The organism is Microbacterium kunmingense (assembly GCF_023155745.1).
GTDB lineage: Bacteria > Actinomycetota > Actinomycetes > Actinomycetales > Microbacteriaceae > Microbacterium > Microbacterium kunmingense.
The window spans coordinates 224,555-248,753 of record NZ_JAKNUS010000003.1 but is presented as its reverse complement, the minus strand read 5'-3'; the positions used below and the strand labels follow the sequence as shown (position 1 = coordinate 248,753).

The following is a 24,199-nucleotide window of genomic DNA, read 5'->3' as shown; positions in this document are numbered from 1 at the left end:
TCGGTAGCCTGGGGGCATGCCCGAATCCACCGACGTGCGCGTCTTCCGCGAGCGGCCGGTGTCGTTCGTCCGACGCAGCGGCCGGATGTCCGAGGCGCAGGAGCGCGCGTGGGCGGAGCTTTCGGGGCACTACGTGCTGCCGATCCCGCGCGGGGACGCCGCCACGAGCGTGCGCCCCGGCGCCGCCATCGACCCCGCACGGGAGTTCGGCCGGCACGCCCCCCTCGTGGTCGAGATCGGATCAGGTCAGGGTCATGCGATCGTGCACGCCGCGGCATCCCGTCCCGACACCGACTTCCTCGCCGTCGAGGTGTTCAAGGCGGGCCTGGCCCGCACCATGCTCGATGCCGACCGGGTCGGGGCGCGCAACCTCCGGCTGGCCGAAGCCAATGCGCCCGAGGTGCTGGAACACCTGCTGCCGGCCGGTTCGGTGGACGAGCTGTGGATCTTCTTCCCCGACCCCTGGCACAAGAAGCGGCACACCAAGCGCCGCCTCATCGACGGGGGGTTCCCCCCGATGGTGCGCCGGGCGCTGCGGCCCGGTGGGATCGTGAGGCTCGCCACCGACTGGGACGACTACGCGCGGCAGATGCGCACCGTGTTCGACGGGGCCGAGGGCTTCACCCGCGACTTCGCGGGGGAGTGGGCCGAACGCCACCCCGGGAGGGTGCTCACCGCCTTCGAGCGCAAGGGCGAACGGGCCGGTCGTGCGATCCGCGACCTGGCCTACCGGACGGCCGGCGGCAGCTGATGCCCGCGCTTCCCGAGGTCGCGACGCTCCACCGCCCCGCGCTGTCGTACAAGCTCGCCCCGGCGATCCTCGTCTGCCTGGCCGCGCCGGCCTTCTTCGTGCTCCTCCTGCCGTGGCTCGGCTGGGTGCTGCTGGCCGCGGGTCTCGTATCGGCGTTCCTGCTCGAACGACGCGCCCTGCAGGTGGGCGGCGAGGAGCCCGCGGCGTTCGAGGGGCGCCGCGCCCCCGGCATCCTTCGTGATCTCTCCCTCATCGCCGCCGGCATGCTCATCGTCAGCGCGATCCCCCTCGAAGCCGAGCTCGACAACATCGCGATGCTGCGCTTCACCGTGGCGCTCGGCGGCGCGGTGCTCGTGCCCTACCTGATCTCGCGGTTCGTCTACCGCGACTACGCGATCCGTTTCCCGTGGCGGGGCGGAGGCCGCTGGAGCGCGCTCCAGTGGGGCTGGCTCGTCGGCGTGCTGGTGCTCGGCTGGCTGATCCTGCCGTTCTACTTCATCACCTCGGGCGTGTACCAGAACTGGCCCGTCGTCGATACGCCCGACCTCATCGCACGGCTGTTCGTCGGGGTGGGTGCCGTAGGCATCTGGGACGAGCTGTTCTTCATCTGCACGTGCTTCGCGCTGCTGCGGCGACACTTCCCCGACGTGCAGGCCAACGTGCTGCAGGCGATCATCTTCGTGTCGTTCCTATGGGAGCTGGGCTATCGCGCGTGGGGTCCGGTGCTCACCATCCCCTTTGCGCTCCTGCAGGGGTACATCTTCATGCGCACCCGGTCGCTCGCGTACGTGGTCACCGTGCATCTGCTCTTCGACGCGGTGGTGTTCGCCGTGCTCGTGCACGCCCACAACCCGGGGCTTCTCGACGGGCTGTTCTTCGTCCCGAGCCCCTGACGCGGGTCCGCTCGGTCGGGTTCGGCTGCTGTGGGCGACCATTTGCGGCAGGTCGATGTGGGGGCGGGGGTCGGGGTGGCGTGAGTGGTCGCGTTGGGTTGCTGTGGGCGACCATTTGCGCCTCATCGATCTGGCCGAGGGGATCGGGGTGGCGCTATTGGTCGCGTTCGGCCGCCGTGGGCGACCATTTGCGCCACGTCGATCTGGCCGACGAAATCGAGGTGGCGCTATTGGTCGCGTTGGGCTGCTGCGGGCGACCAATTCCGTCACTTCGATCCCGCGCAGGGTGGCGGGGCAGCCAGAAGGTGACGCAGATGGCGAGGTTGAGCGCGTCACCGTGACGATCTGCGCCACATCGATCGCACGACGCGCAACGCGCGCGCCGCACCATGATCACGCCGAGATGAAGGAGTGCCCCCGACAGGAATCGAACCTGCGACCTTTGGTACCGGAAACCAACGCTCTATCCCCTGAGCTACGGAGGCGTACCGGTCGAGATTACCACCCGCGCACGGGCTTCCCCGACGCTCAGGGAGCGACGACGCCCTCGTCCACCGGCGCATCCGCGACGACGTCGGCGCCCTCCCCGAGGGTCCGCAGCGCCTCGGCGACGCGATCGGCGAGGTATGCGTGGCCCTCGGTCGAGGGGTGGTCGCGGCCGATGCCGGTGTCGATGACCGCGTCGTAGTTGGCCTCGGTGATCCACCCCTCATCGACGGGGGAGATGTACCACCAGCCGCGACCGGCGGCGAGAGCGGCGAGGTCGTCGTCGATCTGCGCGGTCGCGGCCTCCACGGGGAGCACCTGCGGAGCCGGGCCCAGGATCACCACGGTCGCGTCCGGGTAGGTCGCCGCGACGGCATCCCACACCGCCGTCACCGCATCGCGGTATCCGGCGGGGTAGAGGCGACGGTCGTTGATCGAGCCCTGCAGCAGCACGAGGTCGGGGTCCAACGCCGGGTCGAGCGCCGCGACGCGCTCGCCGAACGATCCGCCGTCGAGGCCCGGCTTCAGATACCCGCTGCCGCGGACGCCGTCCACGACCACCTCCGCGCCGAGGCGATCGGCCAGCAGGTAGGCGTAGCCGAGGGTGGGATCGCTGGCCGCGGAGCCGAACGTCCACGAATCTCCGAACACCAGGATGCGAGGGGTGTCGGGCAGCACGAGCGGTGCGGGCTGGATGACCGCGTCCTCGGGTGCCGCGACAGCCACCGGCGGGGCCGGGGGAGGGGTGAGCCAGGCCCGGATGCCGGCGACGCCGGCGACCGCGCCGACGGCCACGGCCAGCGCGAGGACGGTCACGATCGCGCGGGCCCGCCACGACGGCCGGGGGGCGAGGGCACGGGTCACACGGGAAGGGTAAATCACGCGAGCCGCTCCACCGAATCCGACGCTCGCGAGGCGTGCGAGGATACTCCGGTGCCGCGTGTCGTGACCGCTGAGATGGACCTGGAGATCTGGTCTCCCGTCGACCTGATCCTCCAGGTCGCGGCGACCCGTCACACCCCCCTCGCCGAGGAGTCGCTGACGCTGCGTCAGGGCGATCGCGAGTACATGCCGACCGAGATCGTCGACCAGAACGGCAGCCGCCTCCACCGGATCACCGGCGAGGCGGGGGTGCTCCAGGTCCGCTACCGCGCGGTGGTCACCGGCCCTGCCGCGGCGACCGAACCCCGCGACCTCGAGACGATCACCTACCTCCGGCCGAGCCGGTACTGCCAGTCCGACGAGGTGTTCGCCCAGGCGCGCCGGCAGTTCCGGGGCCTCGAAGGCGCGGACCTGCTCACCGCCGTCGAGGATTTCGTCGCGACGAGCACGACCTACGCGCCCGGGCTCAGCCAGGGCACAGACAGCGCGGTCACGACCCTCATGACCGGCCAGGGCGTCTGCCGCGACTATGCGCACGTCGTGATCGCCCTTCTGCGGGCGATGGACGTCCCCGCGCGCTACACCGCCTGCTACGCCCCGGGGCTCGAGCCGATGGACTTCCACGCCGTCGCCGAGGCCTACCTCGACGGCGCCTGGTACGTCATCGACGCCACACGCCTGGCCGACCGGCGCTCGCTGGTGCGCATCGCGACGGGGAGGGATGCCGCGGACTGCGCCTTCCTCAGCTACCACGGCGGTGCCGTGGGCCTCCAGCACCTCCGGGTCGACGCCGAGTGGACAGCGGGCGAGGGCGTCGATCCCGATCTTCCCGGCGGCGCGGACGACCACCGCGCCCTCGTGCGCATCGGCTGAGCCGCGGCATCCGGCGGGCATACCCGCCACATCTAGACTGGTCGGGCTATGAATCCCGACACGCTCTCCGCCGCCCTGCTCGACGTCATCGCCCCGCTCGCCGAGGCCCGACGCCCGGGCGCGAGCGACGGGCTGACGGCTGCCGACCTGGTGCTGGAGCGGCCCAAGAACCGCGACCACGGCGACTGGGCCTCCAACGCCGCGCTGAAGCTGTCGAAGGCGGTCGGGGCCAATTCCCGCGAGTTCGCGGGGGAGATCGCCGCGCGGCTGCGGGAGGTCGACGGCATCGCCGAGGTGGAGGTGGCGGGCCCCGGATTCATCAACATCCGACTGGATGCCGCTGCCGCCGGCGCCCTGGCCAAGCAGATCGTCGAGGCGGGCGAGGCCTACGGCACCAACGACACGCTGGCGGCCGAGGTGATCAATCTCGAGTTCGTCTCGGCCAACCCGACCGGCCCGATTCATCTGGGCGGCACCCGGTGGGCAGCGGTCGGCGACGCGCTCGCGCGCCTGCTGTCCTCGCAGGGCGCACGGGTGACCCGCGAGTACTACTTCAACGACCACGGCGCGCAGATCGACCGATTCGCGCGCAGCCTGGTCGCCGCACACGAAGGGCGGCCCACCCCGGAGGACGGCTACGGCGGAGCGTACATCGGCGACATCGCCCGTCGCGTCGCTCTTGCCTATGAGGGCGACATCGACGCCCTCGACGCCGAGGCGAAGCAGGAAACGTTCCGTGAACTCGGCGTCTCCTTCATGTTCGACGAGATCAAGGCCAGCCTCCACGAGTTCGGGGTCGACTTCGACGTCTACTTCCACGAGAACGACCTCCATGACTCGGGTGCCGTGGAGCGTGCCGTCACACGCCTTCGCGAGCTCGGCCACATCTACGAGGCCGACGGTGCGACGTGGCTGGAGACCACGCGATTCGGGGACGACAAAGACCGTGTCGTGATCAAGTCCGATGGGCAGCCGGCGTACATCTCCGGTGATCTGGCCTACTACCTCGACAAGCGCGAGCGCGGCTTCACCCAGTGCATCATCATGCTCGGCGCCGACCATCACGGTTACGTGCGACGGATGATGGCGATGTGCGCTGCATTCGGCGACACCCCCAACGTCAACCTGCAGATCCTCATCGGCCAGCTGGTCAACCTCGTGAAAGACGGTCAGCCTGTCCGCATGTCCAAGCGTGCCGGCACGGTCGTGACGATGGAGGATCTCGTCGAGATCGTGGGTACGGATGCGGCGAGGTACGCCCTCACACGGAGTTCGGCGGATTCCAATCTCGACGTCGACCTCGACGTCCTGCAGAAGCGGACCAACGACAACCCGGTCTTCTACGTGCAGTACGCCCACGCGCGCACGCACAACGTCGCGCGCAACGCCGCCGACTCCGGGGTGGACCGGTCGGAGTTCGCCCCCGAGCTGCTGACCCACGAGACCGAGTCGGCGCTGCTGGGAGCTCTGCAGGAGTTCCCCCGGGTCGTGGCGTTCGCCGCCGAGGTGCGGGAGCCCCACCGGGTGGCGCGCTACCTCGAGGAGCTCGCCGGCCTGTACCACCGCTGGTACGACAACTGCCGCGTCATCCCGCTGGGGGACCAGCCCATCGAGCCGGTGCATCGCACCCGGCTGTGGGTGAACGACGCGACCGGTCAGGTGCTGCGCAACGGTTTGACGCTCCTCGGCGTCTCGGCACCCGAGCGGATGTAGCCGGTGTCCGCGGGCGACACCCAGCCGACCCGGCCGCTCCCTGCGTGGTCGCTCCAGACCGCGCCGCCCGCCCGACGCCGCAGACGGGTCTGGCCGTGGCTGCTGGCGTTGCTCGTCGTGGCGGGGCTCGCCGTCGTGGCATGGTTCGTCGGGGAGGCGGTCGCGCGGGACCTCGTGACCCGCACCGCCCGCGAACAGGTCATCACGACCCTCGCTCTCCCGCCCGACCAGCAGATCGACGTCGAGGTCACCGGTGCGGTTCTTCCGCAGCTCATCCGCGGCACGCTCGACGACCTGTCGATCTCCTCCGACGATGTCACGATCGGTCCGCTGACCGGCGACATCGCGGTCGATGTGCAGGGGGTGCCCATCCGCGGGGATGCCGACCTCGCCGCCGGGTCCGGCACGGTCACGCTCGATGCCGCCCAGCTCCAAGGGCTCCTGAGCGGCCTGGAGAACGTCCCCGACGGCGCCGAGCTGGCCCTGGATGCTCCGGATGTGCGCCTTTCGACCTCCTTCCCGGTGTTCGGGGTCGAGGTGCCCGTCACCGTCGCGGTCGTCCCCTCGGCGGTGGCGGGCGACCTCGCCCTCACCCCCTCGGCGGTGTCGGTCGCCGGAGCGGAACTGACCGCCGACGGCGTGCGCGATCAGTTCGGAGGACTCGCCGACGGGGTGCTCCGCACCTGGACCGTGTGCATCGCGGGCGACCTTCCCGCAGGCATCACACTGACCGACCTCGTCGTCGAGGGCGACCGGCTGAGGGGATCGTTCGCGATCGACCCGGCCATCGTCCGCGACGCCTCCCTGCAGCAGAACGGCACGTGTGCCTGACCGACCCAGCGCGGGAGCGGGACGTCACGCGACCGTTCGCCGGTGGGGCTCTGCCCTAGACTGCAAGGACTGCCCGGCACGTGAGTCCTCCGGTCGCGGCAGCCCGTCACGCCGGCGATCCCGGTCGACGTCGCGCCGAAGCATCCACTGATTGGTCTCCCACCCGTGTCCGCCGCCCCATCGCCCGGCTCGTCCCCCTCACGGGACATGCCCGCCGATCCGAACGCCCTCGTCCCGACCGTCTGGCCCACGAGCGCGGCCCGCGACGCCGCGGGTGAGCTCGTGCTGGGCGGGGTTGCAGCCGGTGCGCTCGCCGCACGGTTCGGCACCCCGCTGTACGTGATGGACGAAGCCGAGGTGCGCGCGCACGCCCGGCGCGTCCGCGCCGCGTTCCAGGGCGCCGCCGCTGTGCGGGGCACGACGGCACGCGTCTACTACGCGGGCAAAGCCTTCCTCTCCACCGAGATCGTGCGCTGGGTCACCTCCGAGGGGCTGGGTGTGGATGTCGCCAGCGGAGGGGAACTCGCGATCGCGCTCGCCGGTGGTGCGGATGCCGCGGCGCTGGGTTTCCACGGGAACAACAAGAGCGTGGTCGAGCTGGAGCGGGCGCTGGAGGTCGGCGTCGGATCGATCGTCGTGGACAGCCACATCGAGATCGAACGCCTCGCCGCCCTGACCGCGCGCGCCGACACCAGGCGCGCGGACCCGCAGACGGTGTTCGTCCGCGTCAACAGCGGCGTGCACGCCGAGACGCACTCGTTCCTCGCCACCGCGCACGAGGATCAGAAGTTCGGCTTCGCCCTGCACGACGCACCGGCCGCTGTCCGTCGCATCCGGGAGGTGCCGGGACTGCGCTTCGGTGGGCTGCACTCGCACATCGGGTCGCAGATCTTCGGTGTCGCCGGCTTCCGCGAGGCAGCCTCGCGCCTGATCGACCTGCACGCGGCGCTGCGCGAGGGGGGCGAGGTCCCCGCGCTGAATCTCGGCGGAGGTTTCGGCATCGCCTACACCGAAGCCGACGAGCCGACTGACATCGAGCAGCTGGCCACCGCCATCGTCGGTGCGGTCGCCGAGGAGTGCGCCGCCCGCGGCATCCCCGTTCCCGCGCTGGCGTTCGAGCCCGGCCGCTCGATCGTGGGTCAGGCGGGGGTGACCCTGTACGAGGTCGGCACCGTCAAGCCCGTGCACCTGGAGTCCGGCGTCGACCGGCTCTACATCAGCGTCGACGGCGGCATGAGCGACAACGCCCGCACCGCTCTCTACGGCGCGCAGTACTCCGCGCGCATCGCCTCGCGCACCAGCACCGCCCGGCCGGCGCTCAGCCGCGTCGTGGGCAAGCACTGCGAGGCGGGCGACATCGTGGTCGACCTCGAGTACCTGCCGGAGGATGTCGCCCCCGGCGACCTCCTCGCCGTGCCCGCGACCGGCGCCTACTGCTACTCGCTCTCCAGCAACTACAACGCCGTACCCCGGCCCCCGGTCGTCGCCGTCCGCGACGGCGAGGCCCGGCTCATCGTCCGCGGCGAGAGCGTGGACGACCTCCTCGCCCGAGACGTCGGCGCCGCGCCGCGGCCTGCCGACGCATCAACGAAGGGACCCCATGCCTGACTACCGTCGCCTGCGCGTCGCGCTCCTGGGAGCCGGCGCCGTCGGCTCGCAGGTCGCCGCTCTGCTGCGCCTCCACAGCGCCGAGCTCGCCGACCGGGCCGGCGCGAGCCTCGAGCTCGCCGGCATCGCGGTGCGGAACCTCGACGCCCCCCGCGAGACCGACCTCCCCAAGGAGCTGTTCACCACCGACGCCGAGAGCCTCATCGTCGGGGCCGACATCGTGATCGAGCTGATGGGCGGGATCGAGCCGGCGCGCACCTACCTGCTGCAGGCGATCAACTCCGGCGCGGACGTCGTCACCGCCAACAAGGCGCTCCTGGCCACCCACGGGCCCGAGATCTTCGACGCCGCCGACCGGGTCGGTGCGCAGGTCTACTACGAGGCGGCGGCGGCGGGCGCGATCCCGATCATCCGGCCGCTGCGCGACTCGCTCGCCGGCGACCGCGTCCAGCGCATCATGGGCATCGTCAACGGCACGACGAACTACATCCTCGACCGCATGGACACCGAGGGGGCGGAGTTCGCCGACGTGCTCGCCGATGCGCAGCGCCTGGGGTACGCCGAGGCCGACCCGACCGCGGACGTCGAGGGCTACGACGCCGCCCAGAAGGCCGCGATCCTGGCGAGCCTGGCCTTCCACACCTCGGTTCCCCTGGAGTCCGTGCACCGCGAGGGCATCACCGGCATCGACAAGGCGATGATGGATGCCGCGCGGCACGCGGGCCTCGTGATCAAGCTGCTCGCCGTCTGCGAGCGTCTGCGCGACGCCGACGACTCCGAGTCGATCTCCGTCCGGGTCTACCCGGCCCTGATCGACCGCACGCACCCGCTCGCCAGCGTCCACGGGGCCAACAACGCCGTCTTCGTCCAGGCCGAGGCGGCGGGAAACCTCATGTTCTACGGCGCAGGAGCCGGCGGCGTGCAGACCGCCTCCGCGGTCCTGGGAGATGTGGTCTCGGCCGCGCGGCGTCACATCGCCGGCGGCGTCGGCGTGGGGGAGTCCACCCGTGCGAACCTGGCCGTCGTGCCGATCGGCCGGGTCACCACGCGCTACCAGATCACCCTCGAGGTCGACGACCAGCCGGGCGTGCTCGCCACGGTGGCGGGGATCCTGTCGGAGGGTCGTGTCTCGATCGCGACCGTCGAGCAGACCGTCGCCGGCGAGCCCGTGCCGGGCGGCGGCACCGCGCCGCAGACCCCGGAGAACACCGCGCGCCTGGTGATCGGCACGCACAAGGCCAAAGAGCAGGACCTCAGCGAGACCGTGGAACGACTGGCCGCCAGCGGCGTCGTCGAGCGGGTCGTCTCGGTGCTGCGAGTGGAAGGAGAGTGACATGGCGCACGTCTGGCGGGGAGTCCTCCGCGAATACGCCGACCGACTGGGAGTGACCGACGACTCCACCGTGGTCACCCTGGGAGAGGGCGGCACGCCGCTCCTGCCGGCGCCGGCGCTGTCCCGGCGCACGGGAGCCGACGTCTGGGTGAAGTTCGAGGGCATGAACCCCACCGGCTCGTTCAAGGACCGCGGCATGACGGTCGCGCTCTCGCGCGCCGTCGAGCACGGCGCGAAAGCGGTCATCTGCGCGTCCACCGGCAACACCTCCGCCTCGGCGGCGGCCTACGCCGCGCACGCCGGCATCACCGCGGCGGTCCTCGTGCCCGAGGGCAAGATCGCGATGGGCAAGCTCAGCCAGGCCGTGGCCCACCAGGGTCGGCTCATCCAGATCCGCGGCAACTTCGACGACTGCCTCGAGATCGCCCGCGAGCTCGCCGACAACTACCCGGTGCACCTGGTGAATTCGGTCAACCCCGACCGCATCGAGGGACAGAAGACCGCGGCGTACGAGGTCGTCGAGGTTCTCGGCGACGCGCCGGACTTCCACTTCATCCCCGTCGGCAACGCCGGCAACTACACCGCCTACTCCCGCGGTTACCGCGAAGAGGTCGAGCGCGGCGTCGCCACGCGCCTTCCCCGCATGTTCGGGTTCCAGGCGGCCGGCAGCGCCCCCCTGGTCACCGGCTCGGTCGTGCGTCATCCCGAGACGATCGCCAGCGCCATCCGCATCGGGAACCCCGCGTCGTGGCAGTTCGCCATCGAGGAGCGCGAGGCCACCGACGGCTACTTCGGCGCCATCGACGACGAGCGAATCCTCGCCGCGCAGAAGCTGCTCTCGGGTGAGGTCGGCATCTTCGTCGAGCCCGCGTCGGCCATCAGCGTCGCGGGGCTGCTCGATCGCGCCGAGGCCGGGGTCATCCCCGCGGGCTCGCGCGTCGTGCTCACCGTGACCGGGCACGGGCTGAAGGACCCGCAGTGGGCGCTGCGCAACGCCGACGGCTCGGAGGTGCAGCCGACGGTCGTCGACGCGGCGACCACCGAGGTGGCTTCGGTGCTCGACCTCGCCCCTGTCGCGGCACCGGCGTGAGCGCGGTGCCCGTGGGGCGAGAAGTCGTCGTGCGGGTGCCGGCGACGAGCGCGAACCTCGGCCCCGGCTTCGACACGCTCGGCCTCGCGCTGAGCGTCTACGACGAGCTCACCGTCACCGCCCTCGAACCCGGTCGGATCGAGATCGAGGTCGAGGGGCAGGGCGCGGAGGGTGTGCCGCGCGACGCGTCGCACCTGGTGGTGCGGGCCATCCGGTACGCCTTCGACGCGGCGGAGCGCGAGATGCCGGGGCTGCGGCTGCACGCGGTCAACGTCATCCCGCACGGACGGGGCCTCGGCTCCTCCGGCGCCGCCGTGGTCTCGGGCCTCCTCGCCGCCAAGGGTCTCCTCGCCGGTGACGTCGATCTCGACGACGACACCCTGCTGCGCCTTGCCACCGAGATGGAGGGCCACCCCGACAACGTCGCTCCGGCGCTGTTCGGCGGTCTCACGATCGCGTGGGTCGATGACGGACGACCGCAGCACAAGAAGCTCCTCGTGCACCGCGGTGTCGCGCCGCTGGTCTTCGTCCCGGAGTTCACGATGTCCACGTCGGTCGCGCGCAGCCTGCAGCCCCTCCAGGTGCCGCGGGAGGACGCGGTGTTCAACGTCTCGCGGTCGGCGCTGCTGATCGCGGCGCTCACCCAGAGCCCCGAGCTGCTGCTCGCGGCGACCGAGGACAAGCTGCACCAGAACTACCGGGCGCAGGCGATGCCCGACACCGACCGATTGGTGCGGGCGCTGCGGGCGGTGGGGTTCGCGGCGGTGGTGTCGGGCGCCGGTCCCAGCGTCCTGGTCCTCGCCGACGGTCCCGGACGACGACTTGAGGCGGTGGCCGTCGCCGAGCGCGCGACCGACACCCCGTGGGAGGCCCTCATGCTGGCCGTCGATGTCAAGGGTGGTACAGTGAGGGAGTACGCGGAGGGTTCCACGTGATACGTGAATCTGGCCTCCGTCGCAATTCTGCGAAACCACCGCACACCTCTCGTCCTGCCGCGGCGCTCTAGCCACGCCGGGTCGCCGAGAACCGGACGAGATTCCGCTTTGCCGCGCGTGCGGTCATCGTGCACCGTCTGACATTCATCTGCCTGCAATCTGCTGATTAGGAGAACTCGTGGAGTCCATCTCCGAGGTCCACACCCCCGACGACACCACCGACGAGCGCGCCGACGCGCCCGAGGCGGTCGCCACGGACCCGAACACCACCCCTGACGATTCGTCCGCCGCCGCGGACGCCGAGACCGACGTCGACGCCGTGCCGGACGCCGAGAAGAGCTCGGATGCCGCCGCCGAGGCGACGGTCGAGGAAGCGCCCGTCGACAGCGCCGACCAGGCCACGGTCGCCGAGGAGGCTCCGGCCGATGGCGCGCCCGCTTCGGAGCCCGCCGCCGAGGACGCTCCCGCCGAGACCGAGCCGCGCAAGCGCGCGCCGCGTCGCGCGAAGACCGAGGGCGCGACCGCGACCACCCGTCCCAAGCGCACCCGCGCCACCAAGGCGACCGCGGCGGCCGAGGCCGCAGCGGCCGGCGACGCCCCCGCCGCCGAGCCCGCCGCGGACCAGCCCGCCGACGCGGCTCAGTCGCCCGACGTCGCGACCTCGGACGCGACAGCTGCGGAGAGCCCGGTCGTCGCGGAGAGCACGGTCGAGGACACCACTGCCACCGACAGCCCGGCCGCCGGCGCCGAGTCCGCCGACGCGGCCGCACAGCCCCGCGATGACGCCGCTGCGGTTCCCGCCGCAGACGGCACCGCCCAGAGCGACGACACTGCACCCTCGGCAGAGCAGGCCGAGGAGACCACCTCGTCCGAGGGCGGCGACGCCGAGTCCGGCGGTCGCGAGGACAGCGCCGGCGACGACACCCCCTCGCGCGGCCGCAGCCGCAGCCGCAACCGCAACCGCAACCGCGGCGGCCAGAACGGCAACGCCCAGGAGGCCGGCAACGGCCAGGGCGGCCAGAATCAGGGCGGCCAGAACCAGGGGGGAAACGGTCGCGGCGCGCAGAACCAGAACGCCCCCGCGAACGCCGGCCCCGACGCATCCGATGACGACACCTCCTCGACCGGCGGACGCGGTCGCCAGCGCAGCAAGCGCCGGGGCCAGGGCCAGGCCGACGAGTTCGAGACCGAGATCAACGAGGACGACGTCCTCATCCCGATCGCGGGCATCCTCGATGTGCTCGACAACTACGCCTTCGTCCGCACGACCGGCTACCTCCCCGGCCCGCAGGACGTCTACGTCTCGCTCGGTCAGGTGAAGAAGTACAACCTTCGCAAGGGCGACGCCGTCGTCGGATCGATCAAACAGCCGCGCGAGGGCGAGCAGTCCAGCCGCCAGAAGTACAACGCGCTGGTCAAGGTCGACGCGGTCAACGGCCTGTCGGTCGACGACGCCGCCGAACGCGTCGAATTCGGCAAGCTCACGCCGCTGTACCCGCAGGAGCGCCTGCGGCTGGAGACGGCGCCCGAGAAGCTGACGCAGCGCATCATCGACCTCGTGGCGCCCATCGGCAAGGGCCAGCGCGGCCTCATCGTCGCGCCGCCCAAGGCCGGGAAGACGATCGTGCTGCAGCAGATCGCCAACGCCATCGCGATCAACAATCCCGAGGTCCACCTCATGGTCGTGCTCGTCGACGAGCGCCCTGAAGAGGTCACCGACATGCAGCGGACGGTCCGCGGCGAGGTCATCGCCTCGACCTTCGACCGCCCCGCCGAGGACCACACCACGGTCGCCGAGCTCGCCATCGAGCGGGCCAAGCGCCTGGTGGAGCTCGGTCGCGACGTCGTCGTGCTGCTGGACTCGATCACGCGTCTCGGCCGTGCGTACAACATCTCCGCCCCCACCTCGGGCCGCGTGCTCACCGGCGGGGTCGACGCCTCGGCGCTCTACCCGCCAAAGCGCTTCTTCGGCGCGGCCCGCAACATCGAGAACGGCGGGTCGCTCACGATCCTCGCCACGGCGCTCGTGGAGACCGGTTCGAAGATGGACGAGGTGATCTTCGAGGAGTTCAAGGGCACCGGCAACAGCGAGCTGCGCCTGAACCGTCAGCTCGCCGACAAGCGCATCTTCCCCGCCGTCGACGTCAACGCCTCGTCGACGCGTCGCGAGGAGATGCTGATGTCGGCCGACGAGGTCAAAATCACCTGGAAGCTCCGCCGCGCCCTCGCGGGCCTGGACCCCCAGCAGGCGCTGGAGGTCGTGCTCGGCAAGCTCAAGGAGACCGGCTCGAACGTCGAGTTCCTCGTGCAGATGCAGAAGTCGATGCCGGCACCCGCCCAGGGCGGTCACGGCGGCCACGGCAGCAGCCACGGTCACGACAACAGCATCCGCTGAGCGGGGCCGCCGGTGGCTGAGCCCGCGATGTGGGATTCCGTCCGCGCGCTGATCGACGAGCACGCGGCGGTGCAGCAGGAGCTGTCCGATCCGGCGGTGCACGCCGACGCCGCCCGCGCGAAGCGCGTCAACCGGCGCTACGCCGAGCTGTCGCGCATCGTCGCGGCGCACGAGGCCGTGCTCGCAGCATCCGAGGATCTGGATGCCGCGCGCGACCTCGCACGTGAGGATGCGTCGTTCGCCGAGGAGGTGCCGGCGCTGGAGGCACGGCTGACGGAGGCGCAGGAGAAGCTGCGGCGCCTGCTGATCCCGCGCGACCCGGATGACGCCCGCGACGTGATCATGGAGATCAAGGCCGGCGAGGGCGGTGCCGAGAGCGCGCTGTTCGCCGCCGACCTGCTGCGGATGTACCTGCAGTACGCCGCCGCCAAGGGGTGGAAGACCGAGCTCCTCGAGCGCACCGAGTCCGACCTCGGCGGGTACAAGGACGTCCAGGTCGCGATCAAGGGGTCATCCTCTGACCCGGCGCAGGGCGTCTGGGCGCATCTGAAGTACGAGGGCGGAGTGCACCGCGTGCAGCGGGTGCCGGCGACGGAGTCGCAGGGACGCATCCACACCTCCACCACCGGTGTTCTCGTCTTCCCCGAGGTCGACGAGCCCGAAGAGGTGCAGATCGACCCCAACGACCTGAAGATCGACGTGTTCCGCTCGTCCGGGCCCGGCGGTCAGTCGGTGAACACGACCGACTCCGCCGTGCGGATCACCCACCTTCCGACCGGCATCGTCGTGTCGATGCAGAACGAGAAGTCGCAGCTGCAGAACCGCGAGGCCGGCATGCGCGTACTCCGGGCGCGGCTTCTGGCGCGTCAGCAGGAGGAACGCGATGCCGCGGCATCCGATGCCAGGAAGTCGCAGATCCGCGGGATGGATCGGTCCGAGCGCATCCGCACGTACAACTTCCCCGAGAACCGGATCGCCGACCACCGCACGGGCTACAAGGCGTACAACCTCGATCAGGTGATGGACGGCGCGCTCGAGCCGCTCATCGAGTCGTGCATCACCGCCGACGAGGAGGAGCGCCTCGCCGCCCTCGGCGGCGACGCCTGACGCCACCTCCGTTATCGGAGGCGTCGCCCGCTTCCGGGCGCAGGGCCGCGTACCGACGTTGAGCGGCGCGCGGCCCTCTCGGCGGCGCACCGTCGTCTCAGCGGCGCACCACCATCTCAGCGGCGCACCACCATCTCAGCGGCACACGGGAGGAGATCCGTGCACGGGAGGACGGATGCTGCGGCGAAGCCCTCCCACGTGCGGATCTCCTCCGCTGTGCAGCCGAGGAGCGCTGCGGGAGCGGCGCCAGGAGCGCCGCGGGAGCGACGCGGGAGGGTCAGGGCGCCGGCGGACGGGGGAGGAGCCCCCGCATCCGCTCCAGCTGCGCGGCGGCTGCAAGGACGGTCCGCTCGGCGCCCGGGCGGCCGATGAGCTGCACGCTCACCGGGTGTCCGCCGGCCATCGTGAGGGGGAGGACGATCGCCGGCAGGCCCGCCACGTTGACGAAGCTGCTGAACGGCGCGTACTGCACCTGCTGCGCGAAGCAGCGCTCGGGGTCGTCGCCGTCGTACCAGCCGATGGGCCGGGGCGTCTGCGCGAGCGCAGGCGTGAGCACCACGTCGTAGGGAGCGAAGGCCGACACGGTCTCCCGCTCGAAGGCCCGGGCCGCAGCCAAGGCGCCGAGGAGGGCCCGTGCGTCCAGCGATCGCCCCTCGCGCACGAGCCATGCCGTGAGCGGTTCCACGACCTGCAGGTCGTCGTCGGTGAGCGGGATGCGCGCGGCGCTCGCCCGCCACAGCACCCGGAAGAGCGCCCCGTAGCCGTGCGGCCGCCACGTGGCATCCGTCATCTCATGCCCCGCGGAGGCGAGCATCGTCGCGGCCCGCTGGACCGCGTCGACCGCCGTCGGATCCACGGTGACCTCGATGTCGTCGTCCCAGGGCGACACGACGGTGACGCCTACCCGCAATCGCGGCGGGTCAGCCGCCGTCGCCGGAAGGAAGGGCGGCCTGTCGACGGCGCGGACCGAGAAGTCGTACGGCGCGAGCCCGCACAGGGCGTCGAGGAGGAAGGCGGCATCGGCGACCGTCCGGGCGATCGGCCCCGTGACGGCGAGGCCCTCCGGGGCGTCCAGGCCCGAACCCACAGGAAGGCGCCCGCGCGAGGGCTTCAGCCCGACGACGCCCACCGTGGCCGCAGGGATCCGGATCGAGCCGCCGCCGTCCGAGGCCGGGGCCACCGCCAGGACCCCGGTGGCCACGGCGACCGCGGCTCCACCGCTCGAGCCGCCGGCACCGTCCCAGGGATTCCAGGGGTCGCGGGCCCAAGCGCCGCCGCCTCGGGGCTCGGTGTACCCCGTGAGTCCGAACTCGGACGTGCTCGTCTTGCCGATGCTCACCGCGCCCGCGCGATCCAGGGCCGCAGCGAGCGGGTCGGACACCGTGGGGACGAAATCGGCGCGGGCACGCGATCCGTACCGGGTGGGAACGCCCGCGCGCGCCACCAGATCCTTGTCCGCGATCGGGATGCCCCAGAGCGGCCCCTCCGGCGCTGCGGCGTCGCGCTGCGCGGCCTGCTCGAGGGCCTGATCGCCGATCAGCTCGACGAAAGCCCCGAGTTCCCTCGTCTCCGCCGCCCGGGCGAGAGCAGCCTCGACGACCTCGACGGCGCGCAGTTCCCGCCGTTGCAGCGCCGCCGCGAGATCGACCGCCGACATCGCGAGGAGATCGCTCATCCTCCGACCGCCGTCCGTTCCGGCGGGATGCCGCGGCGTGGCGCGCCCGTACGGCCGGCGGCGGACGGCGCCGGGGCGTACCCTGAGCGCGTGATCATCTTCCTCATCCGCGCGCTCATCTTCCTCGTCTCCGCGGCGCTCGGGCTGATCGTGGCGGATCTGCTGCTCCCCGGGTTCCTCATCGACTGGCGCAACTGGTGGGGGTTCGCCCTCGCCATCGTCATCTTCGCGGTGCTGCAGAGCATCCTCACCCCGTGGATCGCGAGCGTCGCGCGCCGGAACGCCCCCGCACTTCTCGGGGGGATCGGCATCATCTCGACCCTCGTCGCGCTCGTCGTGGTGGTCCTCATCCCGGGGGCGGGGATCACGATCGGCCAGCCGTTCGTCCTGACCTGGATCCTGGCGCCGGTGATCGTGTGGCTCGTCACGGCCCTGGCGACCCTGTTCCTTCCGATGATCTTCCTCAAGCGCCGCATCGACGATCGGCGCGACGGTCGGGACGCTCGGGCCTGAACACGCTCAGATCACGTACTCCGGAGCGGTGAGCACCGCGCGGGTGTCCATCCCCTCGCGCCGCGGACGGGGCTTCGCGGGCACGCCGACCAGAACGCTGTCGGCGGGGGCATCCTTGGTGACGACGGCGTTCGCGCCCACGACCGAGCGTGCCCCGATCGTGATGGGCCCGAGGATCTTCGCGCCGGCACCCACGGCGACACCGTCGAGGAGGGTGGGGTGGCGCTTCCCGCCCTCCCGCTGACGACCGCCCAGCGTCACGCCGTGATAGAGCATCACGTCGTCGCCGACCTCGGCCGTCTCGCCGATGACGACCCCCATGCCGTGGTCGATGAAGAAGCGGCGGCCGATGACCGCCCCGGGATGGATCTCGATTCCGGTGAGCCAGCGGGTGACCTGCGAGCCCAACCGGGCGGGGAAGCGGAGTCCGCGCCGCCACAGCGCATGCCAGACGCGGTGCGCCCAGACAGCATGAAGACCCGGATAGAGCAGCGCGATCTCGAAGGCGCCCCGCGCGGCGGGGTCACGCAGCTTCGCCGCCGCAAGGTCCTCGCGCACCCGCGTGACGGCGCGGGTGAGGATCATGCCGGCACCGCCTCTTCTTCGCGAAGATCGGCGTACATCGCCGTCGAGAGGTATCGTTCCCCCGAATCGGGCACGATCACGACGATCCGTGCGCCGGATGCCTCGGGGCGGCGTGCGATCTGAAGCGCCGCGCTCACCGCCGCGCCCGCCGACATCCCCGCCAGGATGCCCTCGCGGGTGGCGAGATCCCGAGCGACCCGGATCGCGTCGTCGAAGTCGGCGTCGATGATCTCGTCGACGACCTCCCGGTCCAGGACATCGGGGACGAAGTTCGGTCCGATGCCCTGGATGCGGTGACCGCCCGCCCGGCCCTCCGTGAGGACGGGAGAATCGGCGGGCTGGACGAGCACGACCTTCACGGCGGGATTGCGCTCCTTCAGCACGCGGCCGACGCCGGTGATGGTGCCGCCTGTGCCGGAGCCCGCGACGAAGTAGTCCACGCGCCCGTCGGTGTCGCGCCAGATCTCCTCCGCGGTCGTACGCCGGTGGATCTCGGGATTGGCCGGATGCTCGAACTGCCGCGCGAGGATCGCCCCGGGAGTGTCGGCGGCGATCTGCCGTGCGGTGCGGACCGCCTCGGTCATCCCCTTGTAGGGATCGGTGAGGACCAGCTCGGCCCCGTAGGCCTTCAGCAGCGTCCGCCGCTCCTTCGACATCGACGCGGGCATGGTGAGGATCACGCGGTAGCCGCGAGCGGCACCTGCGAGGGCCAGGGCGATGCCGGTGTTCCCGCTCGTCGACTCCACGATCGTGCCGCCGGGTCGTAGCTCTCCCGAAGCCTCCGCGGCGTCGATGAGCGCGATCCCGAGGCGGCATTTCACGCTCGCCCCCGGGTTGTAGAACTCCAGTTTGGCGACGACCTCAGCGCCCAGGCCCTTCGTCAGCGCGTTCAACCGCACGAGCGGGGTGCCGCCGAAGGCGGTGGTGATGTCGGGATGGATCGCGGACACGGCAGTGGCCTCTCGAACCCGGGCGGGCCCGGTTCAGTCCTCGCGCAGGTCGGCGTACAGGGGCGTCGAGAGGTAGCGCTCGCCGAACGAGGGGATGATCACGACGATGTTCTTGCCGGCCGCCTCGGGACGCGCCGCCAGCTGCAGCGCCGCCCAGACCGCCGCACCCGAGGAGATCCCCACGAGGATGCCTTCGCGTGCGCCGACGTCACGCGCGGTGGCGACGGCGTCGTCGAACTCGACGTCGAAGACCTCGTCGATCACGTCGCGGTCGAGGATGGCGGGGATGAAGTTGGGGCCGATCCCCTGGATCTTGTGGGGACCGGGCGTGCCCTTGGTCAGGAGGGGGGAGTCGGCCGGCTCGACCGCGACGATCTTCACGCCGGGAACGCGGTCCTTCAGCACCTGCCCCACACCCGTGATGGTGCCGCCGGTGCCGATCCCCGCGACGAGGTAGTCGACGGCGCCGTCGGTGTCGCGCAGGATCTCCTCGGCAGTGGTCTTGCGGTGGATGGCCGGGTTGGCCTCGTTCTCGAACTGACGGGCGAGGACCGCCCCCGGGGTCTCGGCGACGATCTCCTGCGCCTTCGCGACCGCGCCCTTCATTCCGCCTGCGGGATCGGTGAGGATGACCTCGGCGCCGTATGCGCGAAGCAGAATACGCCGCTCGATCGACATGGAGGACGGCATCGCCAGGACCACCTTGTAGCCGCGGGCGGCGCCCACCATCGCGAGCGCGATGCCGGTGTTGCCGCTCGTCGCTTCGACGATGGTGCCGCCGGGCTTCAGTTCGCCCGACGCCTCCGCCGCATCCACGATCGCGATGCCGAGGCGATCCTTGACGCTGGAGGCGGGATTGTAGAACTCGAGCTTGGCGATAACGGTGCCGGGAAGGCCCTCGGTGACCCGGTTCAGTCGGACGAGCGGCGTGTCGCCGAAAGCGGACGTGATGTCGGGGTGGATGCCGGGCATGGCTGACCTTTCGGGCGGTAGGGGTGACGGTGAAAGCCTACGGGAGGAGCGGCCAGGGGGCCCGAATGTGACAGTCTGGACGACGGTCATGCACACCCCTCCCGACGATTCCGCGCTCTCGGACGCCCTTCGCGACGCCCGCGTGCGGCTCGAGCGCGCCGGAGTCGGGGGCGCGGAGGTCGACGCCGAACTCCTCGCCGCCCACGTGCTGGGGGTCGGCCGGGGCGAGGTGCAGGCCGCCGTGATCCGAGGTGCCCGCCTGGATGCCGCCGACCGTGCGCGCTTCGACGACGTCGTCGCCCAGCGGGCCACGCGCGTCCCCCTCCAGCACCTCACCGGGTCCGCCCCGTTCCGTCACCTCGAGCTCCGCGTCGGCCCTGGAGTGTTCGTCCCCCGCCCGGAGACCGAGATGGTCGCCCAGCTGGCCATCGACGCCCTCCGGGCCGCGGCCTCGCCGGAGCCCGTGGCCGTCGACCTCGGGACCGGCAGCGGAGCCATCGCCCTGTCCCTTGCCACCGAGGTGCCTCACGCGCAGGTCCACGCGGCCGAGAACGACGTCGCGGCGTTCCTCTGGGCCAAGGAGAACTTCGCCGCGGTCGGAGCACGCAACGCCCGCGTCGCCTTCGTCGACCTCGCGGCGGCGTTCGGCGAGCTCGACGGGACGGTGTCGGTCGTCGTGTCCAACCCGCCCTATGTTCCCGACGACGCCATCCCGCGCGACCCGGAGGTGCGGTTCTTCGACCCGCCCGCGGCGCTCTACGGCGGCCCCGACGGCCTGGACGTCATCCGGGTGCTGAGCGGCGTGGGCATGCGACTGCTGCATCCGGGCGGTGTGCTGATCATCGAGCACGGTGAATGGCAGGGAGCCGCCATCCGGGATCTGCTGACCTCGGACGGATGGCGCGCCGCCGCCACCCACCGGGATCTCACCCTGCGCGACCGGGCGACCACCGCGCTCCGGCCCTGACCGGGTGCCGGCGCGGCGGGTCCGGGAGGGGGGTCTGCGAGCGCCGGGCCGTAGACTCGTGGCGTCATGTCTACCCTCTTCGACTGCCGTGACGACGAGCAGCTCCTCCCCGGCATGCGGCAGGCCCGGCAGGCCATCGGCCGCGGCGACCTCGTCGTGATGCCCACCGACACCGTCTACGGCGTGGCCGCCGACGCCTTCAACGCCCGCGCCGTCCAGCGGCTGCTCGATGCCAAGGGCCGCGGTCGTCAGTCGCCGCCGCCCGTGCTCGTGGCGGGGCAGGCGACGCTCCGGGCCCTCGTGGCCGAGGTCCCCGAACCCGTCGAGCGGCTGGTCGCGGAGTTCTGGCCTGGCGGCCTCACGATCGTCCTCCCCTCCCAGCCCTCGCTGTCGTGGGACCTCGGAGAGACGCACGGCACGGTCGCCGTGCGCATGCCCGCCCATCGCATCGCCCTCGAGCTGCTCGAGGAGACCGGGCCCCTTGCCGTCTCCAGCGCCAATCTCACCGGGCGCCCGGCGGCGGTGGAGATCGGTGCGGCGCAGGAGATGCTCGGCGACAGCATCGCCGTCTACCTCGACGGCGGGCCGGCCGACGTCGGGGTCGCCTCGACCATCGTCGACGCGACGCCGCTCGTGGTCCGCGGCGCCGAGCCGCGGGTGCGGATCCTCCGCGAGGGCGCGGTGGGCCGCGACCGACTCCGTGAGCTGCTCGGCGATCTGCTGGAGGATCCGGAGCCGGGCACAGGGTGAAGCAGTACGTCTTCACCGTCCTGTTCACCGCCACCGTCACGTTCGTCCTGACGTGGGTGGTCTGGCGACTGAGTCTGCGCTTCAAGCTCTACCCGGGCATCCGCGAGCGCGACGTGCACAAGACCCCCACGCCGCGCCTCGGGGGAGTGGCGATGTTCCTGGGGGTCGTGGCGGCCTTCCTGGTGTCGTCGCAGAACCCGTTCTTCGCGATCGTGTGGCTCGAACCGCGCACCGTCATCGCGATCCTCGTCGCCACCGCGCTGATCGTGGTCGTCGGGGTCGCCGACGACCTGTTCGATCTGGACTGGATGGTCAAGCTCGGGGCGCAGTTCGTCGCGGCGGGCATCATCGCGTGGTTCGGGGGACTGCAGATCTACACCCTGCCGATCGGCGACCTCATCATCGGCTCCGGGTGGCAGAGCTTCCTCCTGACCGTCCTGTCGATCGTGATCGTCATGAACGCGGTCAACTTCATCGACGGTCTGGACGGTCTGGTCGCGGGTGTCTGCCTCATCGCCAACGTCGTCTTCTTCGCCTACTCCTACCTGCTCGCGCGCGACACCGGCCAGAACACCTACTTCAACCTCGCCACGCTCATCGCCGCGATCCTGATCGGGGCCTGCATCGGGTTCCTGCCGCTGAACTGGAGCCCCGCGAAGCTGTTCATGGGCGATTCGGGGGCACTGATGCTCGGCCTGCTCATGGCCTGCTCGGCGATCTCGATCACCGGGCAGCTCTCGCCCGAGCTGCTGGACCCCGAGCGCTTCGGCCGCTCCCAGCTGCTGGGTGCGTTCATCCCGATCATCCTGCCGATCGTCGTGGTGCTCCTGCCCCTCCTCGACTTCGGCCTCGCCGTCATCCGACGCATGCGCGCCGGCAAGTCGCCGTTCTCTCCCGACCGCAAGCATCTGCACCATCGGATGCTCGACATGGGGCACAGCGACCGCGACGCCGTGCTCATCTTCTACTCGTGGACCGCCGTGGTCAGCCTCGCGGTGCTGCTGATGTACGTCGGCACCCAGGAGGAATGGCCGGGAGACTACCTCCTGGGCGTCGCCCTCGGTGCCGTCGGCGTCGTCGCCTGCCTCGTGGTCACCCTCCTCCCCGCTCGCCAGCGCGGCCGCAGCGCCGCCGACGTCCCCCAGGAAGCCTCATGACCTCCGACGTGTCCAGCAATCCGATCCTGCGCACCACCCTGCTGTGGTCGGGGGTGGTCACCGTGGTGCTCGCCGTCGCCGCCGCCATCGTCGGCGGCCTCGTGGCAGGGCCCGACGGGGTGTGGAGCGCCCTCTCGGGCGTGATCCTCGCCGCGGTCTTCCTCGGCATCACCGGCGCCAGCATCCTCATCGCCAACCGCTGGTTCGGCGACCCGCTCTACATCCCGGTGTTCTTCGGGATCGTCATGGGCGGCTGGATCCTCAAGCTCATCATCTTCATCGTCGCCCTGATCATCCTGCGCGGACAGCCGTGGCTGGAGGGTCCGGTGTTCTTCGTCGCGGTGGTGGTGAGCGTCCTGGCATCGCTCGCGATCGACGTGGTGGTGCTCACGCGAATGCGGGTGCCGCACGTCAGTGACGTCTCGCTCCCTACCACGGACCCCGATGACGACCTGAACCGGCCTCTCGACGACGAGAAGGACCCGGATACGGGGAAAAACGCCGCGCCCTGAGTTTGATAGGGTGGTCCTTGCGCCCGCCCGCCGCTCTGCGCGCGTCTGCGGAACGACTCTCACCGACCATCGTCGCAACGGTCCCCGACCGGTGCCCCGAAGCTGGAGCCCGCGCTGTCTACTCAAGCTGCGACCCTGATCGCGAATGCCTCGTCGTCCGACGGTGAATTCTACCCGCCCTCGATCTCGGACTTCTTCCCGCCGAACATCCTCGAAGGCCTCGGGCTTCCGATCGAGTTCACGCGCATCAACCTGGTTCAGGTGCTTGCGACGATCGTGCTCATCCTCGTGTTCGTCATCGGTACGCGTCGGATGCGGATCGTCCCGACCCGCTTCCAGAGCATCGTGGAGATGGGGCTGGACTTCGTCCGCGTCAACATCGCCCACGATCTGCTCGGCCGCAAGGACGGCGACCGGTTCCTGCCGCTGCTGACGACGATGTTCTTCATGATCCTGTTCATGAACATCACCGGGATCATCCCGTTCCTGAACATCGCGGGGACGAGCGTCATCGCGGTGCCGCTGTTGCTGGCCGTCGTGTCGTACTTCGCCTTCATCTATGCGGGACTGAAGAAGAGCCCGAAGAACTTCTTCAAGAACTCGCTCTTCCCCTCGGGCGTCCCGCCCGCCTTGTACATCATCGTCACGCCGCTGGAGTTCCTCTCCACCTTCATCATCCGGCCGGTGACGCTGACCCTCCGACTGCTGATGAACATGATCGTCGGGCACCTCATGCTCGTGCTGTTCTTTTCGGCGACGCAGTTCTTCTTCTTCACCGCTGACGGCATCTTCAAGGCCTTCGGCGTCGGCACCCTGGCCTTCGGGCTGGCGTTCACTCTCTTCGAGATGCTGGTCGCCTTCCTGCAGGCCTACGTCTTCACGATCCTCACCGCGGTCTACATCCAGCTCGCGGTCGCGGAAGAGCACTGAGCGGACCGGCTCCGGCCTGTCCACCCAACCGAAAGGAAACACACCCGTGGATGCAACTACGGTTCTCGCCCAGGTCAGCGGTTCGATCGCGACCGTCGGCTACGGTCTCGCCGCCATCGGCCCCGCCATCGGCGTGGGCATCGTCGTCGGCAAGACCATCGAGGGCGTCGCTCGTCAGCCCGAGCTGGCCGGCCGCCTGCAGGTCCTGATGTGGATCGGTATCGCGTTCACCGAGGCGCTGGCGTTCATCGGCATCGCCACCGGCTTCATCTTCGGCTTCTGATCCGACTT

General features: G+C 70.9%; 23 protein-coding genes and 1 tRNA gene. 18 read left to right on the top strand and 6 right to left on the bottom strand.

What is annotated here, in order from left to right; all coding sequences use genetic code 11:
• Window positions 1-16: 16 nt before the first annotated feature.
• Window positions 17-751 carry a tRNA (guanosine(46)-N7)-methyltransferase TrmB gene (gene trmB / locus MA875_RS06155; RefSeq protein WP_248241076.1) on the top strand — a complete coding sequence of 245 codons (735 nt, stop codon included), beginning with the start codon at window positions 17-19 and terminating at the stop codon, window positions 749-751.
• Complete coding sequence (locus MA875_RS06150) at window positions 751-1,644, top strand: CPBP family intramembrane glutamic endopeptidase (RefSeq protein WP_248241075.1); 894 nt, start codon at window positions 751-753, stop codon at window positions 1,642-1,644. Before trmB ends, MA875_RS06150 begins: the two co-directional genes overlap by 1 nt.
• A 412-nt stretch (window positions 1,645-2,056) precedes the next feature.
• On the opposite strand, the gene MA875_RS06145 is transcribed toward MA875_RS06150, so the two are convergent.
• Together MA875_RS06145 and MA875_RS06140 are read right to left on the bottom strand one after the other, a co-directional pair.
• Window positions 2,057-2,129: transfer RNA gene (locus MA875_RS06145), tRNA-Arg, on the bottom strand.
• A 43-nt stretch (window positions 2,130-2,172) separates the two neighbouring features.
• Window positions 2,173-2,994: an SGNH/GDSL hydrolase family protein gene (locus MA875_RS06140; RefSeq protein WP_248241074.1), complete on the bottom strand. Its 822-nt coding sequence runs from the start codon at window positions 2,992-2,994 to the stop codon at window positions 2,173-2,175.
• A gap of 69 nt (window positions 2,995-3,063) precedes the next feature.
• Between MA875_RS06140 and MA875_RS06135 the strand changes: the two genes are divergently transcribed.
• From MA875_RS06135 to prfA, 9 genes are all read left to right on the top strand, one after another.
• Window positions 3,064-3,885: a transglutaminase-like domain-containing protein gene (locus MA875_RS06135; protein WP_248241073.1), complete on the top strand. Its 822-nt coding sequence runs from the start codon at window positions 3,064-3,066 to the stop codon at window positions 3,883-3,885.
• A 48-nt stretch (window positions 3,886-3,933) separates the two neighbouring features.
• Complete coding sequence (gene argS / locus MA875_RS06130; RefSeq protein WP_248241070.1) at window positions 3,934-5,598, top strand: arginine--tRNA ligase; 1,665 nt, start codon at window positions 3,934-3,936, stop codon at window positions 5,596-5,598.
• Between the two features lie 3 nt (window positions 5,599-5,601).
• Window positions 5,602-6,429 (top strand): LmeA family phospholipid-binding protein, encoded by an 828-nt coding sequence (locus MA875_RS06125; protein ID WP_248241069.1) that lies wholly within the window; start codon window positions 5,602-5,604, stop codon window positions 6,427-6,429.
• Between the two features lie 207 nt (window positions 6,430-6,636).
• Window positions 6,637-8,037, top strand: coding sequence for a diaminopimelate decarboxylase (lysA, locus tag MA875_RS06120; RefSeq protein ID WP_248241067.1), 1,401 nt, complete (start codon window positions 6,637-6,639; stop codon window positions 8,035-8,037).
• The gene (locus MA875_RS06115) at window positions 8,030-9,370 is read left to right on the top strand and encodes a homoserine dehydrogenase (RefSeq protein WP_248241066.1); all 1,341 of its coding nucleotides are present in this window, start codon (window positions 8,030-8,032) and stop codon (window positions 9,368-9,370) included. The genes lysA and MA875_RS06115 overlap by 8 nt, the downstream gene beginning before the upstream one ends.
• 1 nt (window position 9,371) lies before the next feature.
• Window positions 9,372-10,460 carry a threonine synthase gene (thrC, locus tag MA875_RS06110; RefSeq protein ID WP_248241064.1) on the top strand — a complete coding sequence of 363 codons (1,089 nt, stop codon included), beginning with the start codon at window positions 9,372-9,374 and terminating at the stop codon, window positions 10,458-10,460.
• Window positions 10,457-11,395, top strand: a complete 939-nt coding sequence (thrB, locus tag MA875_RS06105; RefSeq protein WP_248241063.1) for a homoserine kinase — start codon at window positions 10,457-10,459, stop codon at window positions 11,393-11,395. The genes thrC and thrB overlap by 4 nt, the downstream gene beginning before the upstream one ends.
• A 178-nt stretch (window positions 11,396-11,573) precedes the next feature.
• Window positions 11,574-13,790, top strand: a complete 2,217-nt coding sequence (gene rho / locus MA875_RS06100; RefSeq protein WP_248241061.1) for a transcription termination factor Rho — start codon at window positions 11,574-11,576, stop codon at window positions 13,788-13,790.
• 27 nt (window positions 13,791-13,817) lie between these two features.
• Complete coding sequence (prfA, locus tag MA875_RS06095) at window positions 13,818-14,897, top strand: peptide chain release factor 1 (protein WP_248241364.1); 1,080 nt, start codon at window positions 13,818-13,820, stop codon at window positions 14,895-14,897.
• A 277-nt stretch (window positions 14,898-15,174) separates the two neighbouring features.
• Here the strand turns inward: prfA and MA875_RS06090 are convergent, their stop codons facing one another.
• Window positions 15,175-16,572 (bottom strand): amidase, encoded by a 1,398-nt coding sequence (locus MA875_RS06090; RefSeq protein ID WP_248241057.1) that lies wholly within the window; start codon window positions 16,570-16,572, stop codon window positions 15,175-15,177.
• Between the two features lie 90 nt (window positions 16,573-16,662).
• On the opposite strand from MA875_RS06090, the gene MA875_RS06085 reads away from it, so the two are divergent.
• Window positions 16,663-17,085, top strand: coding sequence for a hypothetical protein (locus MA875_RS06085; protein WP_248241055.1), 423 nt, complete (start codon window positions 16,663-16,665; stop codon window positions 17,083-17,085).
• Window positions 17,086-17,091: 6 nt separating this feature from the next.
• Here MA875_RS06085 and epsC read toward each other — a convergent pair whose 3' ends face one another.
• The 3 genes from epsC to cysK (MA875_RS06070) are packed head-to-tail and all read right to left on the bottom strand — an operon-like array spanning window position 17,092 to window position 19,592.
• Entirely contained in the window at window positions 17,092-17,670 is a 579-nt protein-coding gene (epsC, locus tag MA875_RS06080) for a serine O-acetyltransferase EpsC (RefSeq protein ID WP_248241053.1), read from the bottom strand.
• Window positions 17,667-18,620: a cysteine synthase A gene (gene cysK / locus MA875_RS06075; protein ID WP_248241050.1), complete on the bottom strand. Its 954-nt coding sequence runs from the start codon at window positions 18,618-18,620 to the stop codon at window positions 17,667-17,669. The genes epsC and cysK (MA875_RS06075) overlap by 4 nt, the downstream gene beginning before the upstream one ends.
• 33 nt (window positions 18,621-18,653) lie before the next feature.
• Window positions 18,654-19,592, bottom strand: coding sequence for a cysteine synthase A (cysK, locus tag MA875_RS06070; protein ID WP_248241048.1), 939 nt, complete (start codon window positions 19,590-19,592; stop codon window positions 18,654-18,656).
• An 88-nt stretch (window positions 19,593-19,680) separates the two neighbouring features.
• Here cysK (MA875_RS06070) and prmC point away from each other — a divergent pair, with 88 nt between their 5' ends.
• The 6 genes from prmC (at window position 19,681) to atpE (ending at window position 24,191) form a co-directional block, all read left to right on the top strand.
• Window positions 19,681-20,559, top strand: a complete 879-nt coding sequence (gene prmC / locus MA875_RS06065) for a peptide chain release factor N(5)-glutamine methyltransferase (protein WP_248241363.1) — start codon at window positions 19,681-19,683, stop codon at window positions 20,557-20,559.
• Between the two features lie 66 nt (window positions 20,560-20,625).
• The gene (locus MA875_RS06060) at window positions 20,626-21,309 is read left to right on the top strand and encodes an L-threonylcarbamoyladenylate synthase (protein ID WP_248241046.1); all 684 of its coding nucleotides are present in this window, start codon (window positions 20,626-20,628) and stop codon (window positions 21,307-21,309) included.
• A complete protein-coding gene (locus MA875_RS06055; RefSeq protein ID WP_248241044.1) occupies window positions 21,306-22,466 on the top strand; it encodes an MraY family glycosyltransferase in 1,161 nt (386 codons plus the stop codon). Before MA875_RS06060 ends, MA875_RS06055 begins: the two co-directional genes overlap by 4 nt.
• Window positions 22,463-22,978 (top strand): Cg1360 family ATP-synthase-associated protein, encoded by a 516-nt coding sequence (locus MA875_RS06050; protein WP_248241041.1) that lies wholly within the window; start codon window positions 22,463-22,465, stop codon window positions 22,976-22,978. Before MA875_RS06055 ends, MA875_RS06050 begins: the two co-directional genes overlap by 4 nt.
• Before the next feature lie 135 nt (window positions 22,979-23,113).
• Window positions 23,114-23,908, top strand: a complete 795-nt coding sequence (gene atpB, locus MA875_RS06045) for a F0F1 ATP synthase subunit A (RefSeq protein ID WP_248241360.1) — start codon at window positions 23,114-23,116, stop codon at window positions 23,906-23,908.
• Window positions 23,909-23,954: 46 nt separating this feature from the next.
• On the top strand, window positions 23,955-24,191 hold the full coding sequence (gene atpE / locus MA875_RS06040; protein WP_135064700.1) for an ATP synthase F0 subunit C: 237 nt from the start codon (window positions 23,955-23,957) through the stop codon (window positions 24,189-24,191).
• Window positions 24,192-24,199 lie beyond the last annotated feature (8 nt).

Bases quoted from the DNA above. Each gene is read 5' to 3' on its own strand.
- MA875_RS06090 (WP_248241057.1), bottom strand. From the start codon at position 16,572: ATGAGCGATCTCCTCGCGATGTCGGCGGTCGATCTCGCGGCGGCGCTG.
- MA875_RS06150 (WP_248241075.1), top strand. From the start codon at position 751: ATGCCCGCGCTTCCCGAGGTCGCGACGCTCCACCGCCCCGCGCTGTCG.
- MA875_RS06050 (WP_248241041.1), top strand. From the start codon at position 22,463: ATGACCTCCGACGTGTCCAGCAATCCGATCCTGCGCACCACCCTGCTG.
- thrC (WP_248241064.1), top strand. From the start codon at position 9,372: ATGGCGCACGTCTGGCGGGGAGTCCTCCGCGAATACGCCGACCGACTG.
- trmB (WP_248241076.1), top strand. From the start codon at position 17: ATGCCCGAATCCACCGACGTGCGCGTCTTCCGCGAGCGGCCGGTGTCG.
- lysA (WP_248241067.1), top strand. From the start codon at position 6,637: ATGCCCGCCGATCCGAACGCCCTCGTCCCGACCGTCTGGCCCACGAGC.
- cysK (WP_248241048.1), bottom strand. From the start codon at position 19,592: ATGCCCGGCATCCACCCCGACATCACGTCCGCTTTCGGCGACACGCCG.
- MA875_RS06115 (WP_248241066.1), top strand. From the start codon at position 8,030: ATGCCTGACTACCGTCGCCTGCGCGTCGCGCTCCTGGGAGCCGGCGCC.
- prfA (WP_248241364.1), top strand. From the start codon at position 13,818: ATGTGGGATTCCGTCCGCGCGCTGATCGACGAGCACGCGGCGGTGCAG.
- MA875_RS06060 (WP_248241046.1), top strand. From the start codon at position 20,626: ATGTCTACCCTCTTCGACTGCCGTGACGACGAGCAGCTCCTCCCCGGC.
- argS (WP_248241070.1), top strand. From the start codon at position 3,934: ATGAATCCCGACACGCTCTCCGCCGCCCTGCTCGACGTCATCGCCCCG.
- epsC (WP_248241053.1), bottom strand. From the start codon at position 17,670: ATGATCCTCACCCGCGCCGTCACGCGGGTGCGCGAGGACCTTGCGGCG.
- prmC (WP_248241363.1), top strand. From the start codon at position 19,681: ATGCACACCCCTCCCGACGATTCCGCGCTCTCGGACGCCCTTCGCGAC.